Origin of the sequence: Streptomyces sp. NPDC101194, assembly GCF_044767885.1 — a bacterium.
Classification (GTDB): Bacteria; Actinomycetota; Actinomycetes; order Streptomycetales; family Streptomycetaceae; genus Streptomyces.
Map to the genome: position 1 here is coordinate 181815 of NZ_JBIWOS010000008.1, position 18928 is coordinate 200742.

Genomic DNA, 18928 nt, shown 5'->3' on the forward strand with positions numbered 1-18928 from the left:
CGGGACAGCCTTTGGACAGATACGACGCGCGGGCGGGGAACCGACGGCCGAGGGCGAGCGAGCTGCCATCGGCTGATTCAGGCTGCCGCGGAGCTCCCCTCTGCGGCCTACGAGCCCACCGGGCGGACCCACGTGTTCGAGGGCCGAGGCGCGATGACGCCCCCGCCCAATTCTCCGCAGGTGACCTGCTCGACCGGGTGCTCGGCAATTCGGACCGGGGCCGGGGGCCGGTGCCGCCGAGACATGTGAGGCGGTCGGGGAGGAGGCGACGTGTCACCAGTGGCGCCTCGCCCGGTCCCGTGTCGCCCGGTCCGGTGTCGGGAGACAGGGGCGAACGTCAGCCGGACGTCAGCGGTGCGGCACCAGGACGTGAGCGACGGGCAGGAGATTGAGGCCATCGGGCCAGGAGCGGGGCGTCGACCCCGCTCCTCGTCCATCCCCTGCCGACACCGGGGGCGACCTGGATCAGCCGTTGCACATCACGGCCGGGCCCTCGTTCGCCGGGACGCCGCCATCACGGACATGTGCAGGGCAGACAGGCGACCGCCGGGCCGCACACCACTCCCTGGAGGAATCACATGTTCACGCTCAACAGGCGTAGGGCCGCTGCCGCACTCACCGCCTCCCTTCTTGCCGCGGCCGGTCTCGCCACCACCGCGACACCGGCCGCAGCCATCCACGGCGGACAGAACACCACCGTGGTGGATCACCCCTACGCCATGCTCATCGAGACTCCGGACGGCGAGCAGTTCTGCGGTGGCACTCTTGTGGCCCCGACCAAGGTGCTCACCGCCGCCCACTGCATCAAGGACGCCGCTGCGCCCCTCGACCTGCTGGTCATAGGTGGGCGCACCGACATGGGCAGCACCAAGGGGACCGTCCGGCAGGTCGCCTCGGTCAAGGTCCACCCGAAGTTCGTTCAGAGCACACTCACCTACGACGCTGCGGTCATCACGCTCTCTTCGCCGATGCCGTACGCGCCGCTTCCGGTGGCGGGTTCGAAGGACTCGGCCCTGTACTCCTTCGGAAAGACCGCGAAGACCGTCGGCTGGGGCAGGACCGGCACCGACACCTCGGGGACGCGACTGAAGTCGGCCGTGCTCACCTTGGCACCGCTCAAGAGCTGTGAGCCCTTCACCGACCCCACCGAGTCCGACGCGCAGAAGGTGTGCGGGGTCACCGCTGCCGGCGCCCATGACAGCATCTGCCGCGGTGACTCCGGTGGTCCCCTGGTCGCAGGAGGGAAGGTGATCGGTGTCGTCTCCACAGGCAACAAGTTCTGCGACGACCAGTTCCCGGTCTCCGTCTTCACCCGCGTCAGCGCGGTTGCCTCGGGGCTCGGCCTCCCGACCGCGTAGCAGGAGCGGCCGGCCAGGAGCCCTGACCTCACCGACCGGCAACGCCTCGCGCACGCGCGCCAAGAGGCCGGCGCAGGGCGCGGGATCCTCCACCGACTCGTTGCGAATCGCGCCGCCGGGTTCGCACCGTGCGCGAAATGGGCGGTCGCGACGACATCCTTGGGGCGTCTCGTCCGATACGTTCAACCGGTCGCCGTATCCGCCGACCGGTCGCAGAGCTGCCTTGCGGCCTCCAAGTTGTTGTGCTGTGAAGCTTGTTGAGTATCAAAACGTTCGTCTCGAATGCGAATGTGAACGGCGCGGAGGTGTGCATGTCCCGTCCGGTCGCGGACTTCGTCGAAGTGCCCGGATGCCCGGGCACTTCGACGAAGCGAAACCCATGGAAGGTGAAGCGAGGCACGTAGGTCTCGCACGACTGCGGGTCGGCGGAGGCGATCTGTCCTGCGGCGGCACGCCGGTCCGGCCCGGAACACGGGACGAGAACGGAATCGCCCGGGACGACCTTGTCGCTGTCCCATGTTGCCGGGTCGGACAAGGCAGTGCGCGAGGCGACTTGTACGGGGAAGGCGCTCCGACGCCGGTCAGGGCAGCTCTCGAGCCTTCGGTGCCATGATGATCGTCATCGGCGGGCTCCTGCTGGTGGAACGCTCGGCAGGCTGACCGACCCCGCTTCACCCCGTTCGCAGACCGCGATATCCGTCGAAGGAGAGCACGTGGAAGACCAGGCGCAGCAGGAACAGGCGAGCCCCGAGGTGCAGGCCCGGATCCGGGCCAGCTTCGACCGCCAGGGGCTCATGGGTCATCTCGGCGCTCGAATGACCCACATCGGGCCTGGACGTGTGCACATCACGCTTCCGAGCCGCCCCGAAGTCACCCAGCAGAACGGCTACTTCCACGCCGGCGCCACCAGCGCCGTCGCGGACAGCGCCGGCGGCTACGCCGCCTTCACACTGTTCCCCGAGAACACCGATGTGCTCACTGTCGAGTACAAGATCAACCTGTTGGCGCCCGCCGTCGGCGACCACATCGAGGCCGTCGGGACCGTCCTGAAGCCCGGACGCACCCTGACCGTGTGCCAATTGGAGGTGTTCGGAGTCCAGGACGGACATCGGAAACTTGTCGCCAACGGGCAACAGACGCTGATCCGCGTGAACAGGGCCGCTCCGTGAGCCCGCAGCCGTTGTTGCCGTCCTGGGTGACCTGGTGGCAGAGGCCGTTCCCCGACGCCAACACCCTTCTGTTGTCAGGACGCCAACCGGCCCTGGTCGACAGCGGGTTCGTCGGCCACTCCGAGGAGACGGCCGACTGGGCCCGCGCGCACGCCGGGGACGTCCACCTGGTGGTGAACACGCACTGGCACTCCGACCACGTCGGCGGCAATGCCCTGCTCCAGGCAAGAGGTGCCGGAATCGCGGCCGGAGCACCCGAGGCGGAGGCGATCTCCCGCAGGGACCCGGGCTGTTGCGCGGCCGAGTACCTCGACCAACCGGTCGCTCCGTACACGGTCGACGTACCGCTCGACGACGGACAGATCCTCCGGCTCGGGAAAGCCGACTGGGAGGTCGTCCGTACTCCGGGGCACACCCCCGGGCATCTGGCGCTGTGGCAACCGGAGGAGCGCCTGCTGGTGGTCGGGGACGCGCTGTCGGACTACGACGTCGGCTGGGTGAACCTCGCCCTCGACGGTCCCGACGCCGCCGCGACGGCGCTCGCCTCCCTGGAGCGGATGGCCGAACTCTCCCCGAGCGTGCTCCTCCCCTCGCACGGGCCCGTCCCGGCGGATTCCGATGCGGCGTTGGCCGCCGCCCTGCGGCGCGCCCGGCGTCTCGTGGACGATCCGGACGGAGCGGTCTGGTACGGAGCCCGGCGGATCTTCGCGTTCGCCCTGATGATCCGTGGCGGTATCCCGACCGACGAGGTCGAGGCCTATCTGCACGCGCGGGCCTGGCTGATCGACGCCGCACGGCTCCTGGACCGCACGCCCGAGGTGCTCGCCGCCGAGCTGACCACCACGATGCTCCGCAGCGGCGCCGTCGTCCTGCGCGACGGACGTGTCCACGCGGCCGCCGAACACGTCCCCGTCGCACCGGAGTCGCTACGTGTGCCGCACCCACGCGCGTGGCCGGCGTCGGAGCCGCGCTGACCTGCGGCGGGCACGGGTGGCAAGGCGTGGCGCGGCCGCTCGTCGTCCGCTGCGCGCCCTCATCGCGTCCGTGTGTTGGTGGCCACCGACACGGTGCTCGGCTGGTGAGGTCAATCCGATATGCGTCATGGCGAGGGCCATGGAGCGGTACCGGCGCACTGGCCTGGGTCGAGACTCCTCGCATGGAATGTCACGGTTGTTCACCATTCGAGCGCGGCGGCCGCATCGACGCGACGCCGGCCGGCTGTCGACCGCGCCTGCCGAGCATCGGCCGACGTCAGGCAGGCGCGGACCTGTGGCGTACCGGGATTCGCACGGCAGTCGCATTGCGTTCTTGGTGGATATTTTCTTTGACTCGGGAGATGGTTTTACGTGAAACAACACTCTTCTCGTGCTGATATGGATTTCAGTAATCCTGACTAATTCTTGATTTTTCGGAATGAGTTTTCCTCGATGGATTTGTGGCAGCTTCAAGGCGTGGCCCTGAAAGCAGGGCATCCCGATCCCATGAAGGAAATCGATGAAACTCCGTACCTTCCCGTCCCTCGCCGTGGCAACCGCGGTACTCGCGGTCGGCGGAATGCTGGCGGGCACCGCTCAGGCCTCGGTGTCCGCGCCGGCCGGGGCCCGCCACACCCAGGTCGCCGGTGCGCGCCCCACGTCCGACACGCTGATCCGTCCGAGGGCGACGCTGCAGAAGAACCACGCCTGGACCTCGGGCAACGGCCGGGCCATCCTGCGGGTGCAGCAGGACGGGAACTTCGTCCTGTACAAGGACAGCCGCCCGGTGTGGCAGGCCCCTGGCGCCTATCCCAACGGGGACCACGCGGTGATGCAGGAAGACGGGAACTTCGTCCTGTACGACCGCGGCGGCAAGCCGCTGTGGGCCTCCGGAACCTGGCGCAAGGGCGCTTACCTCGCCATCCAGGACGACGGCAACGTAGTCGTCTACAACGCGGACAGGCGCCCGGTCTGGGCCACCAACACCGGGGACTGACCACCTCGGCGGCATCGGTCCGGGGTTCCTTCCCGTGACCTTGTGAGGGCATCGGACCCAGCGGCTTCACGGGTCCGATGCCCTTCCTTTCGACGACCCGGCGGCCTGCCTCGGCTTTCTTCCGCGGGGCGCGGAGAGCTGTGTCTAGCGGTAGCAGCTCCACTGCTGCTCGATGCGGTCCTGCAACGGCGGGGGAGGGGCCAGGTGTCCGGCCATCCCTCGATGGGGAAGTGGTCGGCGAGTAATCGTTCCGGGGGCACTCAGAGGGCCACGGAGTTCAGGTCGGATGCTCGGGTCCGTGATCAGGTGAGTCCGTGGAGCGTGAGGACGCGATGCCGGTCGGAGCGGGCGCTGTGGGCGGCGGCGGGCCTGGTCGACGTCCTCGTCGAAGGTGATATCGCGGCACTGGCGCAGGGTGTCTTCCAGGGTCCGGTGTCAGCGGGCGCAGGAGGCGATCTCGGCCGCAGTGGCCTGCTCGGCGGGCAGGCCGGTGATCGTGTGGATGGTCTCGGCGTGCCGGCATTTCTGTTCGGCCGCACACCGCTCGCGCCGGATGCGCAGGACTTGGCAGGCGTGGGGGACAGCAGGTTGTCGGCGGTGGCGACCTGTACGAGCCAGCGTTCACTGCGGCCGTGGCCGTGGTGTCGTCGCGGTGCAGCGGACGACGGGGGTGTCCTTTCGGGGCAGCGCGTGCTGCCGGCGCGAGAGCTGCTTCCGGCTCCGCTCGGTCGCGAACAGGCGGTGGATGCCGCGCTGTTCGACCAGGCGAGTGGTGTGGTCGCGGCAGGGCGTCCACGGCGACGATCGCGCCGCTCAGGTCGAGAGACGGGGTGAACTCGGGGATTTCGTTGGTCTCGGCGGCGGTTCCGGCGGAGGTGAGCAACCAGGACGCTCAGCACGGGCCGTCAGGAGCGGCTCAGTTCGTGGCCCATTCGGTGAGGGCGGTGAGGGCGTCCACCGGGTGTCTGGCACGGACCCGGATCCTTCGGCAGTGGTCGCCCGGCACCGGAAACTGCGGGGATCGGTCCCATCTGTGGGGGAGGCGCCAGATCCAGGTGCCGTGGTGAAGCCTTCGGGCCGAGGCGAAGCCGTGGGCGCCGCGCAGCCGTACCTCCACGTTCAGCGGTTCGCGGAACGGAGTCAGCTCGGTCGTGTCGTAGTCGATGTGGAGGCTGACCTCGGCGTCCTTCCAGTCCAGCCGACGGACTTCCGCGATTTGCTCGCGCGCGATCCGGGCGCTTTCGCGGAGGAACAAGGGGTCATGGATGACCAGGGCGTCGGTCTCCAGGGTGAGCCGCGGTCTGGACAGCAGAGCCCTGGCAGTCTGTACCTGAGCCGGAACGGTCGCGACGGACGCCGCGCCGGCTGCCACGGCCATGGCGGCGCCCAGCACATCAGGCCGCCCCGCGACGGCGTCCCATCCGATCGTGAGGACCACCAACGGCAGGCCCAACCCCCAGGGAAGCACGGCGAACACGGCGAATACGGTCCGCCATCGTGAACGGACGAGCGCGATGTCCATGACCGGCGATTCTAGGGTGCGTTTCGAAAGTGGATCTTTCTGTTGCGTTGCCTTAGAACCCGCGCGGAAAGGCGGCTTGTCACGGTCGGCGTCCGGGGCGTCCTTCCCAACGGTGGGTGACCCAGGCTCGGCGGATGAGGCTACGGAAGGTGATGATGGTGTCGGCGAGGTCGAAGAAGGCGTCGATGACGGTGGTGCGCCGTTCGTAGCAGCGGGTGAGCCGGTTGAAGGCGTTCTGTCAGGCGTGCGCGCGTTCGACGTGCCATCGCTGGGTGGCCTGGATGGACGCTTTGATCCCCTTGCGGGCTATCCGGCCGTGCAGTCCGCGCTCGTTGAGGAGGGTGTGGGTGGTGGCGGAGTCGTGGCCGGCGTCGAGGTCCACGGTGATCTCGTCGGGCAGCGGCCCAAGCTCTTTCAGGAGGTCCAGGGTGGGGGCGAGGAGGGGAGAGTCGTGGCGGTTGGCGCCGGCGAGGATGCGGCCGAGGGGGATGCCGTAGCCGTCGGTCATGCTGGAGCGTTTCGTGCCCTGTTTGCCGCGGTCGACGGGTGAGCGTCCGGTTGCTTCGCCACCGCCGGGGGCCTGGTGATGGCGCCGTCGATCGCGATCCGGTCCAGGAGGAGACCTACGACGCGGTCGTAGGCGTCGAGCGCGATCTGCTTCAGCTGGGCGAACAGGCCCATGCCTATCCACTCATCGCGCCGGGCCCGGATCGTGCTGGCCGAGCACGTGGCATCCGCGATGGCGTCGTAGGAGCAGCCGAATCGCGGGACCTGCAGGAGCTTGTCGAAGACGGTGCGGTCGCTGATACGGCGGCGGTGGCAGCCCAGCGGGTGGGCCGGATCGAAGACGGGCCGTGGTGGGAGCAGGGCGGCGAATTGGTCCCACAGCGGTTCGGTCAGCCACGACGGCAACACAGGCACGGAGCTTCCCCACGGTCTTGCGGCGCCGCGCGGTGTGGTGATCGCGGCGCTGGTGGTTTCGTCGTACGGGCGAGCGGCAGCCGCCGGCGCGAAGGGAGTGGGGGTGCGGACTCGTGGTTCAACGCACCCGGCGGCGTGGCGGGGCGCCTGTACCGCTTCCCCTGGCTGTCACGTGGTGCGGGGTTGCGGCGGGGATACGTGCGCTCGCCTGGGCGGGCCCGTCCTCGCCGCCTTGCCGTCCTGTTCGGCAGATTATGGGCCCGCGCGCCGCCGGACCGATATGTTCCCGCCGACGGTGACGTGGGCTGTCCGGTCCGGTGCCAGGCGGTCACAACCGCCGGAGCGGCCGAACGGCACGACGGCATCTGGTTCGGGCAGGCCCGGTACGGTGTGTGCGGTCAGCGGGGGGACAAGCAGGCGAGTTCCCAGCCGAAGCCGACCAGCAGCTCTCCGCCCGGCGCCACCGACACCGCGACAACAGGCGAGGGGAACGGAAGGAAGGGGGTGATCTGCTGGCCGATGGCCAGGTCCCATACCCGCACCGTCTCATCGCTGCCGGTGACGACTACGGGGCGGTCGTCCACCACCCCGATCGCCACCGCCCACACCGTACCGGTGTGACCGGTCAGGGGTTCCCCGATGGGCTGGCCAGTGGTCAGGTCCCATACCCGCACCGTCTCATCGACGCTGCCGGTGACGGCAACCGAGCGGCCGCCCACCACTGTTGTCGCCACCGCCCGCACCCCGCCGGTGTGGCCGGTCAGGGGCTCACCGACGGGCTGGCCGGTAGCCAGATTCCACACCCGCACCGTCCCGTCCTCGCTGCCGGTGACGGCAACCGAGCGGCCGCCCACCACCGTCGTCGCCACCGCCCCAGTCCGGCCGGTGTGGCCGGTCAGGGGCTCACCGGTCTGCTGGCCGGTAGCCAGGTCCCATACCCGCACCGTCTCATCGACGCTGCCGGTGACGGCTACGGGTCGGCCGCCCACCACTGTCGTCGCCACCGCACACACTGCGCTGGTGTGGCCGGTCAGGGGCTCACCGATCTGCTGGCCGGTGGCCAGGTCCCACACCCGCACCGACTTGTCGCGGCTGCCGGTGACGGCGACGGGGCGGCCGTCCACCGCCCCCGTCGCCACCGTCAACACCCAGTCGGTGTGGCCTGCCAGGGGCTCACCGACGGGCTGGCCGGTGGTCAGGTCCCACACCCGCACCGTCCTATCGTGGCTGCCGGTGACGGCGATGGGACGGCCGTCCACCGCCCCTGTCGCCACCGCCCACACCCAGCCGGTATGGCCGGGCAGAGGCTTCCCGACCTGCTCGCCAGTGGCCAGATCCCACACCACCCGCACCGACTTGTTGCCGCTGCCGCTGCCGCTGCCGCTGCCGGTGACGGCGACGGGGCGGCCGTCCATCACTGTCGTCGCCACCGTCCACACCGTGTCGGTGTGGCCGGGCAGGGGTTCGCCAATCTGCCGGCCGGTGGTCAGGTCCCACACCCGCACCGTTCTATCGCCGCTGCCGGTGACGGCGACGGGGCGGCTGTTCACCATCGTTGTCGCGACCGCCCACACTGTGTTGGTGTGGCCGGTCAGGGGCTCGCCGACGGGTTGGCCGGTGGTGAGGTCCCACACCCGCACCATGCGGTCGGCGCTGCCGGTGACAGCGACCGGGCGGCCGTCCACCACCGCCGTCGTCACCGCCAACACCAGGCCGGTGTGGCCGGTCAGGGGCGCGCCAACCTGCTGGCCGGTGGCCAGGTCCCACACCCGCACGGTCTCGTCGCCGCCGGTGACAGCGACCGGGCGGCCGTTCACCACCACCGTTGCCACCGCATACACCCCGCCGGTGTGGCCGGTCAGGGGCTCACCGACCTCCTGGCCGGTGGCCAGATCCCATATCCGCACCGTCTCATCGAGGCCGCCGGTGACGGCGATCGGGCGGCCGTTCACCACCGCCGTCGCCACCGTACACACCCTGCGGGTGTGGCCTGCCAGGGGCTCACCGACGGGTTGACCAGTGGTCAGGTCCCACACCCGCACCGTCCCATCCCGGCTGCCGGTGACAGCGACGGGACGGCCGCCCACCACCCCCGTCGCCACCGCCAACACCTCGTCGGTATGACCGCTCATGGGCTCACCGATCTGCTGGCCGGTGGCCAGGTCCCACACCCGCACCGACTTGTCGCGGCTACCGGTGACGGCGACGGGGCGGCCGTCCACCACTGCCGTCGCCACCGCGCGCACCGTGTCGGTGTGGGCAGTGAAGGTGGGCCGGAGTTGCCGGGTAACCCTGCCACCCGTGGCCCAGTCCACCCCCCACCGCGCCGCCGGCTCCCCCTCCACCGGCACAGCCGTGATCCGTGCCGCCAACCCGCCATCCCCGTACCGAGCCGCGTCCAACGCCACCAACTGCCGCCGCACTCTCGCGACAGCATCCCGGTGCAGATGCGCTGACACCCGGTACACCGCCGCCGCCAGCATCTCCTCCCGCCCCGCCGCACCGTCCAGCGCCGCCAGTACCCGCCCCGGGTCGGTGTTCATCAGCCACCCCGGATCAGCCAACCACCCACCCGCCACGGCACTTTCACGCGGGCCACCATCTTGGAGATCGTCAGACATGACCACCACGGTAAGCGTCCCCACCGACATCGATCCGCCCTCAAGCACACACCAAAAACGAAATTGCGGCCGACCCCAACCCGGCACCCAGGCAGCACGCACCGTGCCGCACCTCCCACCACAACAACGACCCACCTGACCACCCGAGAATGATCACGGCAGGTAACGAAGGCCTGATCTCAGCACGGCTCCGACCGGTCACCCCAGACCCGCCTATTCGCGCGAGTTCTTACTCAGGAGGTAATCGTCTCGCCCAAACTGTGTGGGCTAGGTTGGTGATCTCGCCGCGTGAGCAGGACGCGGATCATACGGAGGGGCCAATCATGTGCATAGCCACATCTACGAACACACGGACCGCGGTTGAAGAGTTACTGCGCAGGATCGGTGAGGGCGACCCCCAGCGCATCGCCGAGCTGTACGCCGAGCGGGGCGATTGGAAGCTGAACTGGCCGGAGGCCGAGCACGGTCGTACTGCCACGCCCTGGATCCGTCATCGGTCCACCCGGGCCGACGCGGCCGCCCACTATCGCGAACTTGCCGAGCACCACGTGCCGGAGCGGGTGGCGACTGAGGTTGAGCGCATCCTCATCGACGGAAACGACGCGGTCGTGATCGGCGAGATTCGTCAGACCGCTCGGTCCACCGGACGTGCGTATCGCGCGCGGTTCGCTATGCACCTCACCTTCGAAGACGGCTTGGTCACCCGGCACCATATCTATGAGGACAGCCTCGCCGTGGCCCAGGCATTCGACACCGAAGACCAGTGAAAGCCGCCAGGACGAGCATGAGGATGCTGGTCACAGCCACTCGTTGATGGCTGCGACCAGTACGGTCGCTTCGTAGCGGACGGCGAGCTTGTTGTATCTCGTGGCGACCGCGCGGTGCCGCTTGAGGCGGTTGATTCCGCACTCCACCGCGTGGCGCTCTTTGTAGTCGGCCTTGTCGAACTTCGGCGGCCGACCACCGTGAGGGCCGCGTTTCTTGCGGTTGGCGATCTGGTCTCGCTTCTCCGGGATCGTGCAGCGGATACCGCGCTTGCGCAGGTAGGCGCGGTTCGCGCGGGAGCCGTACGCCTTGTCGGCACGAACCGTGTCCGGCCGGGTGCGAGGCCGGCCCGGCTCGAGCCTGGGCACCCGGATACGGTCCAGGACCACCTGGAACTGCGGGGAGTCACCGCGCTGCCCGGCCGTGACCACCAGTGACATCGGCTTCTGCGCCTGCTCGACCGCCAGGTGGAGCTTGGACGTCAGGCCGCCCCGGGAACGTCCGAGCCCATGGTCGTCGGGCTCGGTGAAGACACCACCCGGCGGCTCGACCTGCAGATCCCCTTTTTGCGGGCACCCGCCGCATGCTGGTGGGCACGGGCGATAGTCGAGTCCACCAAGACGTCCCAAGTGATCAGCCCCTCGGCGTCGGCCCGGGCCTGCAGTTGCTCGAAGATGCGATGCCAGGTGCCGTCCCGCTGCCAACGCCGGAACAGTCCGTACACCGCCACGGGCCATACCGCTCAGGCACGTCCCGCCAGGGAGCACCGGCGCGAGTGCGCCAGCGTATGCCGTCTATCAACTGTCGCTTGGTGCGCACCGGCGGCCGTCCAGGCTTGCTTCCGACCGGGAGCAGCGGCTCCAGCTTCGCCCAGTGCGCATTCGTCAGATCATGCCTCCCCATGAAGTGGATCTCGACACATCAAGATCCACTTCTGAAACGCACCCTGGGGCGTGTCTTCAATTGATCTCGGGTAATGGATCACGATCGGGTGACGCGTGGCCATGAACTGTCCGATGCGGAGCGGGAGTTCCTCCGTCCGTCGCTGCCCCATTCCTTGCGCGGACGGAAGCGGCTGGACGCGCCCACTTGGCGCCGCAACCCGAAAGCAGTGGCCGCGCGGGCGCGGGGCCGCATACGTTCGCCTCCATGGTCGACGCAACTTTCGGGCATCCGCGCCTCGCCGCCATATACGACCCACTCGATCCGGACCGCAGCGATCTCGATGCGTATATCGCGATGGCGGAGGAGTTCGGCGCGCGGTCCGTGCCGGACACCGGGTGCGGTACGGGCGTGTTCGCGCTGCTGCTCGCCGAGCACGGGTTCACGGTCGCCGGGATCGATCCCGCGCGGGCGTCCGTCGATGTCGCGCGGGGCAAGCCGGGCGCGGGGCGGGTGCGCTGGCTCGACGGTGACGCGGGGGACCTGCCGCCCATGCAGATCGACCTGGTGACGATGACCGGGAACGTCGCCCAGGCGATCGCCGATCCGCAGGCGTGGCGTACGACGCTGCGCGGCGCGTACGAGGCGCTGCGGCCCGGCGGGCGGCTTGTCTTCGAGACGCGCGATCCGGCGCGGCGCGTATGGGAGGAGTGGGCGGAGTGGACGCGCGAGACCACGTACCGCATGGCGGACATCCCGGGCGTCGGCCGCGTCGAGACCTGGGCCGAGCTGACAGACGTGAGCCTGCCGCTGGTGAGCTTCCGGGGTACGCACGTGTTCGCTGCGGACGGGGACGTACTGACATCGGAATCGACACTTCGCTTCCGTGAACGTAAGGAGATCGAGCGGGACTTGCACGAGCACGGCTTCGTCGTCGAGGACGTACGCGACGCACCCGACCGGCCGGGCAGGGAGTTCGTGTTCGTGGCGCGGCGCGATACGGCGGAGCCCGTTCCTCCCGGAATGCACCAGTGAGCGTGCGCACCGCACAGCGCCGGGCAGACGGGACTTCGAAGACACTTCCCAGGCGGCCGGGGCCGGCCACGCCGACATCGCGCATGCCCTCGGCCACCACGGCCACGATGACCGCAGAATCCTCAAACGCGGGGGCCTCCCGCTCGGGTTCGTCATCACGTCGGCCGGCGGGGGCGCTGCTCAGCACGCTGAGGCGGCCGCCTAGGTGTGGGTGGCCGGTATCCCGTGTGACGGTCGCGGCACAGCAGGAGCCGTTGCCGGTCAGGACAGAGTCGCACGCAGCAGGTCCAGGAAGGCTGCGGCAGCGGGGCCGGAAGGGCCGTCCGTCCGCCAGGCCAGGGCGATCCGGCCGCGTAGCCGTGGTCCGGTGATGTCCAGCGTCCGTAGTCCGAAGGCTGATGCAGCGTCTTCCCGGAGTGCCGGAACCACCGCCACGCCGAGACCGCGGGCCGCGAGCTCGGCAAGGAACGGTGGGGCAGCTGCCTCGAAGGCGATGCGCGGCCGGAACCCGGCCTGCATGCACGCCCGGTCGAGTACTCCTCGTACGCCCGTGCCGCGCGGCAGGCTGATCAGTGGGCGATCCCGGAGTTCGGCCAGCGGAATGCTTGTGCGTCCCCCGTGCGTGATGGCCGGATCGTCCGAGGGAAAGGCGGCGACCAGGGGTTCGTCGATCACGACCTGGAGGGAGATGCCCGGTGGGGCTTCCTCGTTCGCCAGCCCGATGACGGCGATGTCGAGGTGCCCGCGGTTCAGGGCGGCGAGCATGTGCTGCGACGTGTCCTCGGTCAGGACGATCTCCACCTGCGGGTGGTCGTCGTGGAAGCCGGCCAGGACGGAGGCCAGGTCGAACTCGTGGGCGGCCGCGCCGGCGCCCGAGACGAGGCCGACGTGGACATGGCCGCGGAGCAGCCCCGTGAACTCGTCCACGGTCTGCCGTATCGCTTCGACCGCGGTGAGCGCCGCCCGCGCGTACGGCAGTACGGCCTCACCCACTTCGGTCGGGGTCACCGACCGGGCGGAGCGGTCCAGCAGCGGCTGGCCGAGTTCCCTTTCGAGTTGCCGGATCTGGGCGCTCAACCCCGGCTGTGCCAGATGCAGGCGGGCGGCGGCGCGGGTGAAGCCGGCTTCCTCCACCACTGTGACGAAGTACCGCAGCTGCCGGATGTCCATAACTGGTGATGCTAGCTGCGAGACATGCAAACTCTTGGACTTGTGGCAGGGCCGCCGTGACCCTTGATGTCATGAGGAGAGCGACATACCAGAGACCGACGGCGGAGATCAGAGCGTCGATTGCGGCGGAACGCCGGGAGTTGGCGGCGGTGTTGGACGGGCTGTCGGACGAGGACTGGGACGCGCCGACTCTGTGCGCGGGTTGGCGGGTACGGGAAGTCGCGGCCCACATGTCGCTGGGGTTTCGGTACTCGTTGCCCAGGACGGCGTGGGAACTCGTCCGAGCGCGAGGCAACCTGCACCGGATGACCGATCGATGTGCCCACAAGGACGCGGCCACTCACTCGACGCGTGAACTCGCCGCGCTGCTCAGGGACAACGCGGATCACCCCTGGACACCGCCGGTCGGCGGGTTCGCGGCGGCCCTGGGTCATGACGTGATCCACGGCCTGGACATCACGGTGGCGCTGGGCCTCGGTCGCCGGATTCCCGAAGATCGCTTGCGCATCCTGCTGGAGAGCGCCGACGCCAGGACCCTCAGGTTCTTCGGAGCCGACCTCCACGGCATCGAACTCCGCGCCGACGACCTCGACTGGTCCTTCGGTGCCGGGACGCCGCTGTCCGGCGCCGCACAGGACCTGCTCCTGCTCGTGTACGGTCGCAGGCTTCCGCCGGGGTGCCTCCGTGGTGAATCGAGCGATCGCTTCGTGGCCGCCCAGGCATGACCTCCGCCGCCCCGTTGTGCCTGCGGCGGCCGGTGAGCGGTCATCTCCTCGCTCCCGAACAGCGCTGCCCGGGCTTACTCGGCGGAGCGCGGTGCGACACCACCGGGAGGGTGCTCGGTGCCGGTCGGTCGATCCGTCGCACCAGCCGGCGAGCGGTACGACACTGCTCCGGACCCGCCGGTACGCAGGGCTGTCCGCATCGGCCTGATCGCAGCCCACGGAGGCTGACCACGCCGTGCGCGCCCGGTGAACCACGTGGGACACCGCCTCGCAACAGAGTCGGACATCAGGTATCGGCGGCACGGCACGCGCCGTCGCCGACGGAGATGGCGACGGATTCGTAGCCCATGGCCAACTTGCTTTTCATGGCGTGGACCTCGACACAGAACGCGGCGTCCGTGCCTTCGGCGGTGACGGTGTAGTCGGCCTGTTCCGCGCCTCCGTCGATGAGGGCGGACTGCGGCGGCTCGGAGGCGAGGACGACGGTCAGTGCGTGCTGGGAACTGTGACCGTGCTTCGCGATGTCGGCCTCCAGGATGTCCTCGAAGTTGACGGTCCCCGGCCCGAAGCGAGCATCGTTCGACAGTTCGGTGGTCGCCGCTGCCACCGCGGACCGCAGTTCGCCCGCGTCCCAGGTGTCGGCCCCGTTGAGCAGGCCGGGGTGGTAGAGCAGGTACATGCCGCCGAGGCCGAACAGCAGCGATCCGACGATGAGGGCGCGGCCGACGGGATTGCCGGGGTTGTAGACGTACCGGTTTGTGCCCCATTTGCTGCGGATGAAGACGCGCTCGTCCTGGTCGTTGGTCATGAAGCGATTCTCGGCGTCGGTCGCCCTTCTGGCCAGCGACTTCGAAGCGGGCCGTGAACCGGGCCCACTCACAGCGGAGTTGCAGGGACGCGGTGGGTGGCTCCGACCGTGGTCGGGGCCACCCGAGGTATGTCTTCGGTGCGGTGTCGGTTCGTGAGAGCTCAGAAGCCGTCGGCGCCGCTGCGCAGTTCGTACGTCCGACGGCCGGTCTTCACGACCGCGTCGTCGATCGGGACGCCCCTTGGGCGCGGTGACGAACGTGCTGTTCTCGGTGGGGCTGTCGGCGGCGAAGGGGTTGACGTGGAACGAGGTGAGGGCGTGGTTCTTCTCGTCGACACCCCGTTGCCGATCTCCGCACGGACGCTGCTCAACTTCTGTGCTGCCGTGCCCGACGCAGGCCGGTAGACGCCTACCATGTCGCGATATGACAGTTCTGATCATCGGCGGGAGTGGCTTCCTGGGGGCCGAGCTGATCCGGCAGGCAGTAGCGGCCGGACACACAACGGCCGCTACCTACGCGACCAGGCCCGGCCGCACTGCCGAAGTCGCCTGGCATGCGCTTGACCTGCGGAAAGCCGCACGAGTGGACGCTGTCATGGCCGAGGTCGGCCCGCATCTCGTCGTCAACGCATCGAGTGGTGGAGCCGACTGGGCGGTTACGGCGGAGGGCCCCGTCCGGCTGGCGAAGGCGGCGGCGAAGTACGGAGCCCGCCTGGTCCACGTCTCGTCGGACGCAGTGTTTTCCGGCACCCGCGTCCATTACGACGAATCGTGCCTCCCCGACCCCGTAACCCCGTACGGGGCGGCGAAGGCGGCAGCGGAGACCGGGGTCCTCTTCGTGCATCCTGAGGCGACCGTCGCCCGGACATCGCTGATCATCGGGTACGGACGTTCCGTACATGAGCGCGCCGTGCACGAACTCGCCGCCGGAGCCCGCGACGGTGCCCTGTTCACCGACGACATACGCTGCCCGGTGCACGTCGTCGACCTGGCCGCCGCCCTTCTGGAACTGGCGTCGCACGGCAAGGCCGGCATCCACCATCTCGCCGGTTCCGACGCCGTGAGCCGTCACGAACTCGGCACCCTCATTGCCAGGCGGGACGGACTCGATGCCTCCCGGCTGCCCACGGGCCTGCGGGCGGACAGCGCGCTTCTGGGGGCCCTCGACGTACGTCTCGACAGCGAGGCGACCCAGCGGAATCTGAGCACGGTGCTGCGCGGTGCTCACCGGTTCTGCGCCGCGACGGCGTGACCGCCTCGCCCGACGGTCTGCCTGAGCGGAAAGCGGTGAGGTGCTGTCCCCCGGAGGCCGAGTGAGCGGGTGGTGGACCTATGCGGAGGATCGGACGTACGGCCGCAGGTCCGTGCTTGGTCGGCGACGCCAGTCCCATTCCGGGTGAAGGTCCACCAGCGCGAGGAACTCATTCGCCGGCAGGATTTCGTCGTGGTTGGTGTCGATGAGACCGTCGAAGCCATCGAGAACGCGACGGAGGAAGACCCGGGCCGCGTTCATGGACTCGCACGAGACGTAGACCCCGTACGGCTCACCGATCCGGGACGCCACCTGCTCAAGCTCGTCCGGCTCGTAGTCCGCCAGGATCCTGCCTGAGAGGTCCAGGTCGTACGAGTACCCGTGCCGGTGGACCCTCTCGTCACCCGTCGCAGGATCCGGCACGAGCTCAAGGGCGCGGATGCGCTCCTCAAGCGACGGGCGCCGCTCAGCAGGGGCAAGAATGATCACAGATGGCCAGGACACACCCCTTCACCTCCGCAGCGACCGTATCGGAGCTGCCTCCTCAGGTCGCCCGACTTCTCGCGCCGGGCGGTGCCGGCCGACACCGCCCCGGCGAACGAGGAGACACACTCCGGCAGCTGCTCCGAAGGCTCATCGTCCTGGCTCAGGCACACGCAGTGCCCCCGGGCATCGCTGCTGCGTGCGGTCGACCCGGGCCAGGTGGTCGAAGAGGGCGTGGTGGTCGACCCACATCACCCCGATGACCAGGAAGCTGACCACGTAGGCGGCGTAGGACGGCCACTGGTCGGCGAGCGCCTTGGTCAGTTCGGGGCCGTGCTCGGAGGGAACGTGGATCTCCAGGACGAGCAGGGTGATGGCGATGGCGAAGACGCCGTCGCTGAACGCCTCGACGCGTCCGGTCTCGCTCACACCAGGCCGTCCCAGCCCCAGCGGGGTGTCGGTCCCGGTTCGCCGAGGTCCTGGCCGACCGGGCCGGCCGAGACGTCACGGGCGATCCGGGTACCTCGGTCGAAGTACTCCAGGACCCGGCGGCGCAGCGTCTCGTCCTGGGGGAGTTCCTTGCCGACGGCGTCGGTCATCAGCTCCATCCACCGGGTCCGCTGCTCCTCGGTGATCGCCAGGCCGAGGTGGGCCCGCAGCCGGGCCTGGTGGCCGCCGTGTTCGGTGGTGAAGCCTGCGGGCCCGCCGAAGACCTCGGCGAGCCAGACGGCAACGTGCTCGACGTGGGCTCGGGTGAAGTCCGCGCAGACCGGGGCGAGCAGCGGGTCCGCGAGCACGCCGTCGTAGAACGTGTTGCTCAGCCGGCGGAGGGCGTTCATGCCGCCCACGGCCTCGTACGCTCTCGCCGATCAGGGGACCGTTCGGTGGGATGCCGTGGTCGTTGATCACGTCGAGCACGGGCGTGCCTCCCGACCCGCGCCGCGAAGGCGGGCCCGCGCGGTGACCGTCACAGGACGATCCGGGAAGGCATGCCCTTCACGTCCCGTCCCGAAGTCCGGTCCACCGGACTTGAGCGTTGCTCACCATCGACCGGCCAGCCCTCCGAGGAGTTCCCAGGTACGGCGCCGATCGGCGGCCCCGGCGATTTCGGTGCCCGAGAACACCACCTCCGTCGCCCCGGCATCCCGGTACCGTCGCACCTCGGCGGCGACCGCCTTCTCGTCACCGATCACCGCCACATCGGAGGCCCGCAGGGCACCGGAGAGTTCGATGACACGTGCGTAGGACGGGATCTGCTCGTAGAAGGCGAGCTGTTCGGTGACCTTCTCGCGTACGGAGTCGACTTCGTCGGTGACCACTCCGTGCACCAGCGCGACGATCCGGGGCGCGGGGCGGCCGGCGGCCTTGGCCGCCGCGGTGACAGCCGGAACGATGTGCTCGTCCAGGGCACGCGGTCCGGCGAGATAGGGCAGGATCCCATCCGCCAGCTCACCGCTGGCACGCAGGGCCTGGGGGCCCATGGCGGCGACGAGCAACGGCACACCGTTCTCGGCGCCCGGCACACGCGCGGGAATCGGTGTGGTGGCGGTGAGCAGTTCTCCGTGGAAGTCGGCGGTGCCGGTCTCGGTCAACTGCCGCAGGGCGGTGAGGAATTCACGCAGGCGCGCGATGGGTCGTTCGAAGGGGATGCCGAAGCCCGCCTCGGTCAGGAGTTTGGTGCCGAGCGCCAGTCCGAGGTGGTAGCGCCCGTGCGTGGCCGCCTGGGCGGTCTGGGCCTGACTGGAGACGAGCAGTGGGTGGCGGCCGAATACCGGAATCGCCGACGTGCCCACGTGCAGGCCGGGTACTTCTCGCCCGACGACTGCCGCGAGCTGGGGTGAGTCCGCGCCGAAGGTCTGCCCGAACCAGGCCGACCGCAGCCCGGCAGCCGCAGCCTCGCGCGCGAGCTGCACAGTGGCATCGATCTGGTTGGCGGCGTCCGTCGCGTTGAGTGCTACTCCTGTGGTCATGTCAGTGCGAACCAGCGGCGGTCGACCACGCATTCCGGTTGTTGTGTGACAACTCCTTGTCATTCGTGTGTACACGTCTGCCGCGCGCATCCGGCAGTCGGTCCGCCGGACCGCGACGTCAAGAACCCCGCCTCTTCGGCGGCTGTGGTGGGGGGGGGGGGCGGGCGGGGGGCCCCCCCCCCCCCCGGGGGGGGGGGGGGGGGGGGGGGGCCGCCCCCCGGCGGGGGGGGTGGGGGGTGGGAAAGCCCACCCCCGAGGGTTATGGTACAACCCGAG

At 69.5% G+C, this 18928-nt stretch carries 16 protein-coding genes and 2 pseudogenes; 8 read left to right on the plus strand and 10 right to left on the minus strand.

Annotated features, from left to right (window positions below; translation table 11 throughout):
* Positions 1 to 578: 578 nt before the first annotated feature.
* The 4 genes from ACIRP2_RS27465 to ACIRP2_RS27480 all read left to right on the plus strand — a co-directional run bounded on the left by ACIRP2_RS27465 (position 579) and on the right by ACIRP2_RS27480 (position 4498).
* Complete coding sequence (locus ACIRP2_RS27465; RefSeq protein WP_404254750.1) at positions 579 to 1358, plus strand: S1 family peptidase; 780 nt, start codon at positions 579 to 581, stop codon at positions 1356 to 1358.
* 713 nt (positions 1359 to 2071) lie between these two features.
* The gene (locus tag ACIRP2_RS27470) at positions 2072 to 2527 is read left to right on the plus strand and encodes a PaaI family thioesterase (RefSeq protein WP_404254752.1); all 456 of its coding nucleotides are present in this window, start codon (positions 2072 to 2074) and stop codon (positions 2525 to 2527) included.
* Complete coding sequence (locus ACIRP2_RS27475; protein WP_404254754.1) at positions 2524 to 3501, plus strand: MBL fold metallo-hydrolase; 978 nt, start codon at positions 2524 to 2526, stop codon at positions 3499 to 3501. The genes ACIRP2_RS27470 and ACIRP2_RS27475 overlap by 4 nt, the downstream gene beginning before the upstream one ends.
* A 520-nt stretch (positions 3502 to 4021) precedes the next feature.
* Positions 4022 to 4498: a hypothetical protein gene (locus tag ACIRP2_RS27480; protein ID WP_404254756.1), complete on the plus strand. Its 477-nt coding sequence runs from the start codon at positions 4022 to 4024 to the stop codon at positions 4496 to 4498.
* A gap of 916 nt (positions 4499 to 5414) precedes the next feature.
* Here ACIRP2_RS27480 and ACIRP2_RS27485 read toward each other — a convergent pair.
* From ACIRP2_RS27485 to ACIRP2_RS27495, 3 genes and pseudogenes are all read right to left on the minus strand, one after another.
* Entirely contained in the window at positions 5415 to 6020 is a 606-nt protein-coding gene (locus ACIRP2_RS27485) for a hypothetical protein (protein WP_404254758.1), read from the minus strand.
* Positions 6021 to 6099: 79 nt separating this feature from the next.
* Positions 6100 to 6941, minus strand: a pseudogene (locus ACIRP2_RS27490) (IS5 family transposase).
* A 398-nt stretch (positions 6942 to 7339) separates the two neighbouring features.
* A complete protein-coding gene (locus ACIRP2_RS27495) occupies positions 7340 to 9484 on the minus strand; it encodes a WD40 repeat domain-containing protein (RefSeq protein WP_404254760.1) in 2145 nt (714 codons plus the stop codon).
* 401 nt (positions 9485 to 9885) lie between these two features.
* Here ACIRP2_RS27495 and ACIRP2_RS27500 point away from each other — a divergent pair, with 401 nt between their 5' ends.
* Positions 9886 to 10329 (plus strand): nuclear transport factor 2 family protein, encoded by a 444-nt coding sequence (locus ACIRP2_RS27500; protein WP_404254762.1) that lies wholly within the window; start codon positions 9886 to 9888, stop codon positions 10327 to 10329.
* A gap of 30 nt (positions 10330 to 10359) precedes the next feature.
* On the opposite strand, the pseudogene ACIRP2_RS27505 reads toward ACIRP2_RS27500, so the two are convergent.
* Positions 10360 to 11230: pseudogene (locus ACIRP2_RS27505) on the minus strand (IS5 family transposase).
* A gap of 246 nt (positions 11231 to 11476) precedes the next feature.
* Between ACIRP2_RS27505 and ACIRP2_RS27510 the strand changes: the two are divergent.
* On the plus strand, positions 11477 to 12244 hold the full coding sequence (locus ACIRP2_RS27510) for a class I SAM-dependent methyltransferase (RefSeq protein WP_404254764.1): 768 nt from the start codon (positions 11477 to 11479) through the stop codon (positions 12242 to 12244).
* A 261-nt stretch (positions 12245 to 12505) separates the two neighbouring features.
* Here the strand turns inward: ACIRP2_RS27510 and ACIRP2_RS27515 are convergent, their stop codons facing one another.
* The gene (locus ACIRP2_RS27515) at positions 12506 to 13414 is read right to left on the minus strand and encodes a LysR family transcriptional regulator (RefSeq protein WP_404254766.1); all 909 of its coding nucleotides are present in this window, start codon (positions 13412 to 13414) and stop codon (positions 12506 to 12508) included.
* A gap of 71 nt (positions 13415 to 13485) precedes the next feature.
* On the opposite strand from ACIRP2_RS27515, the gene ACIRP2_RS27520 reads away from it, so the two are divergent.
* The gene (locus ACIRP2_RS27520) at positions 13486 to 14139 is read left to right on the plus strand and encodes a maleylpyruvate isomerase family mycothiol-dependent enzyme (RefSeq protein WP_404254768.1); all 654 of its coding nucleotides are present in this window, start codon (positions 13486 to 13488) and stop codon (positions 14137 to 14139) included.
* A 286-nt stretch (positions 14140 to 14425) separates the two neighbouring features.
* Here the strand turns inward: ACIRP2_RS27520 and ACIRP2_RS27525 are convergent, their stop codons facing one another.
* Positions 14426 to 14947, minus strand: coding sequence for a hypothetical protein (locus tag ACIRP2_RS27525; protein ID WP_404254770.1), 522 nt, complete (start codon positions 14945 to 14947; stop codon positions 14426 to 14428).
* A gap of 424 nt (positions 14948 to 15371) precedes the next feature.
* Here ACIRP2_RS27525 and ACIRP2_RS27530 point away from each other — a divergent pair, with 424 nt between their 5' ends.
* On the plus strand, positions 15372 to 16199 hold the full coding sequence (locus ACIRP2_RS27530) for an SDR family oxidoreductase (protein ID WP_404254772.1): 828 nt from the start codon (positions 15372 to 15374) through the stop codon (positions 16197 to 16199).
* 78 nt (positions 16200 to 16277) lie between these two features.
* On the opposite strand, the gene ACIRP2_RS27535 is transcribed toward ACIRP2_RS27530, so the two are convergent.
* The 4 genes from ACIRP2_RS27535 to ACIRP2_RS27550 form a co-directional block, all read right to left on the minus strand.
* Complete coding sequence (locus tag ACIRP2_RS27535) at positions 16278 to 16703, minus strand: hypothetical protein (protein WP_404254774.1); 426 nt, start codon at positions 16701 to 16703, stop codon at positions 16278 to 16280.
* 129 nt (positions 16704 to 16832) lie between these two features.
* The gene (locus tag ACIRP2_RS27540; RefSeq protein ID WP_404254776.1) at positions 16833 to 17111 is read right to left on the minus strand and encodes a TMEM175 family protein; all 279 of its coding nucleotides are present in this window, start codon (positions 17109 to 17111) and stop codon (positions 16833 to 16835) included.
* On the minus strand, positions 17108 to 17530 hold the full coding sequence (locus ACIRP2_RS27545; protein WP_404254778.1) for a group II truncated hemoglobin: 423 nt from the start codon (positions 17528 to 17530) through the stop codon (positions 17108 to 17110). Before ACIRP2_RS27545 ends, ACIRP2_RS27540 begins: the two co-directional genes overlap by 4 nt.
* A 192-nt stretch (positions 17531 to 17722) precedes the next feature.
* Positions 17723 to 18652, minus strand: coding sequence for an LLM class F420-dependent oxidoreductase (locus ACIRP2_RS27550; RefSeq protein ID WP_404254780.1), 930 nt, complete (start codon positions 18650 to 18652; stop codon positions 17723 to 17725).
* Between the last annotated feature and the right edge of the window lie 276 nt (positions 18653 to 18928).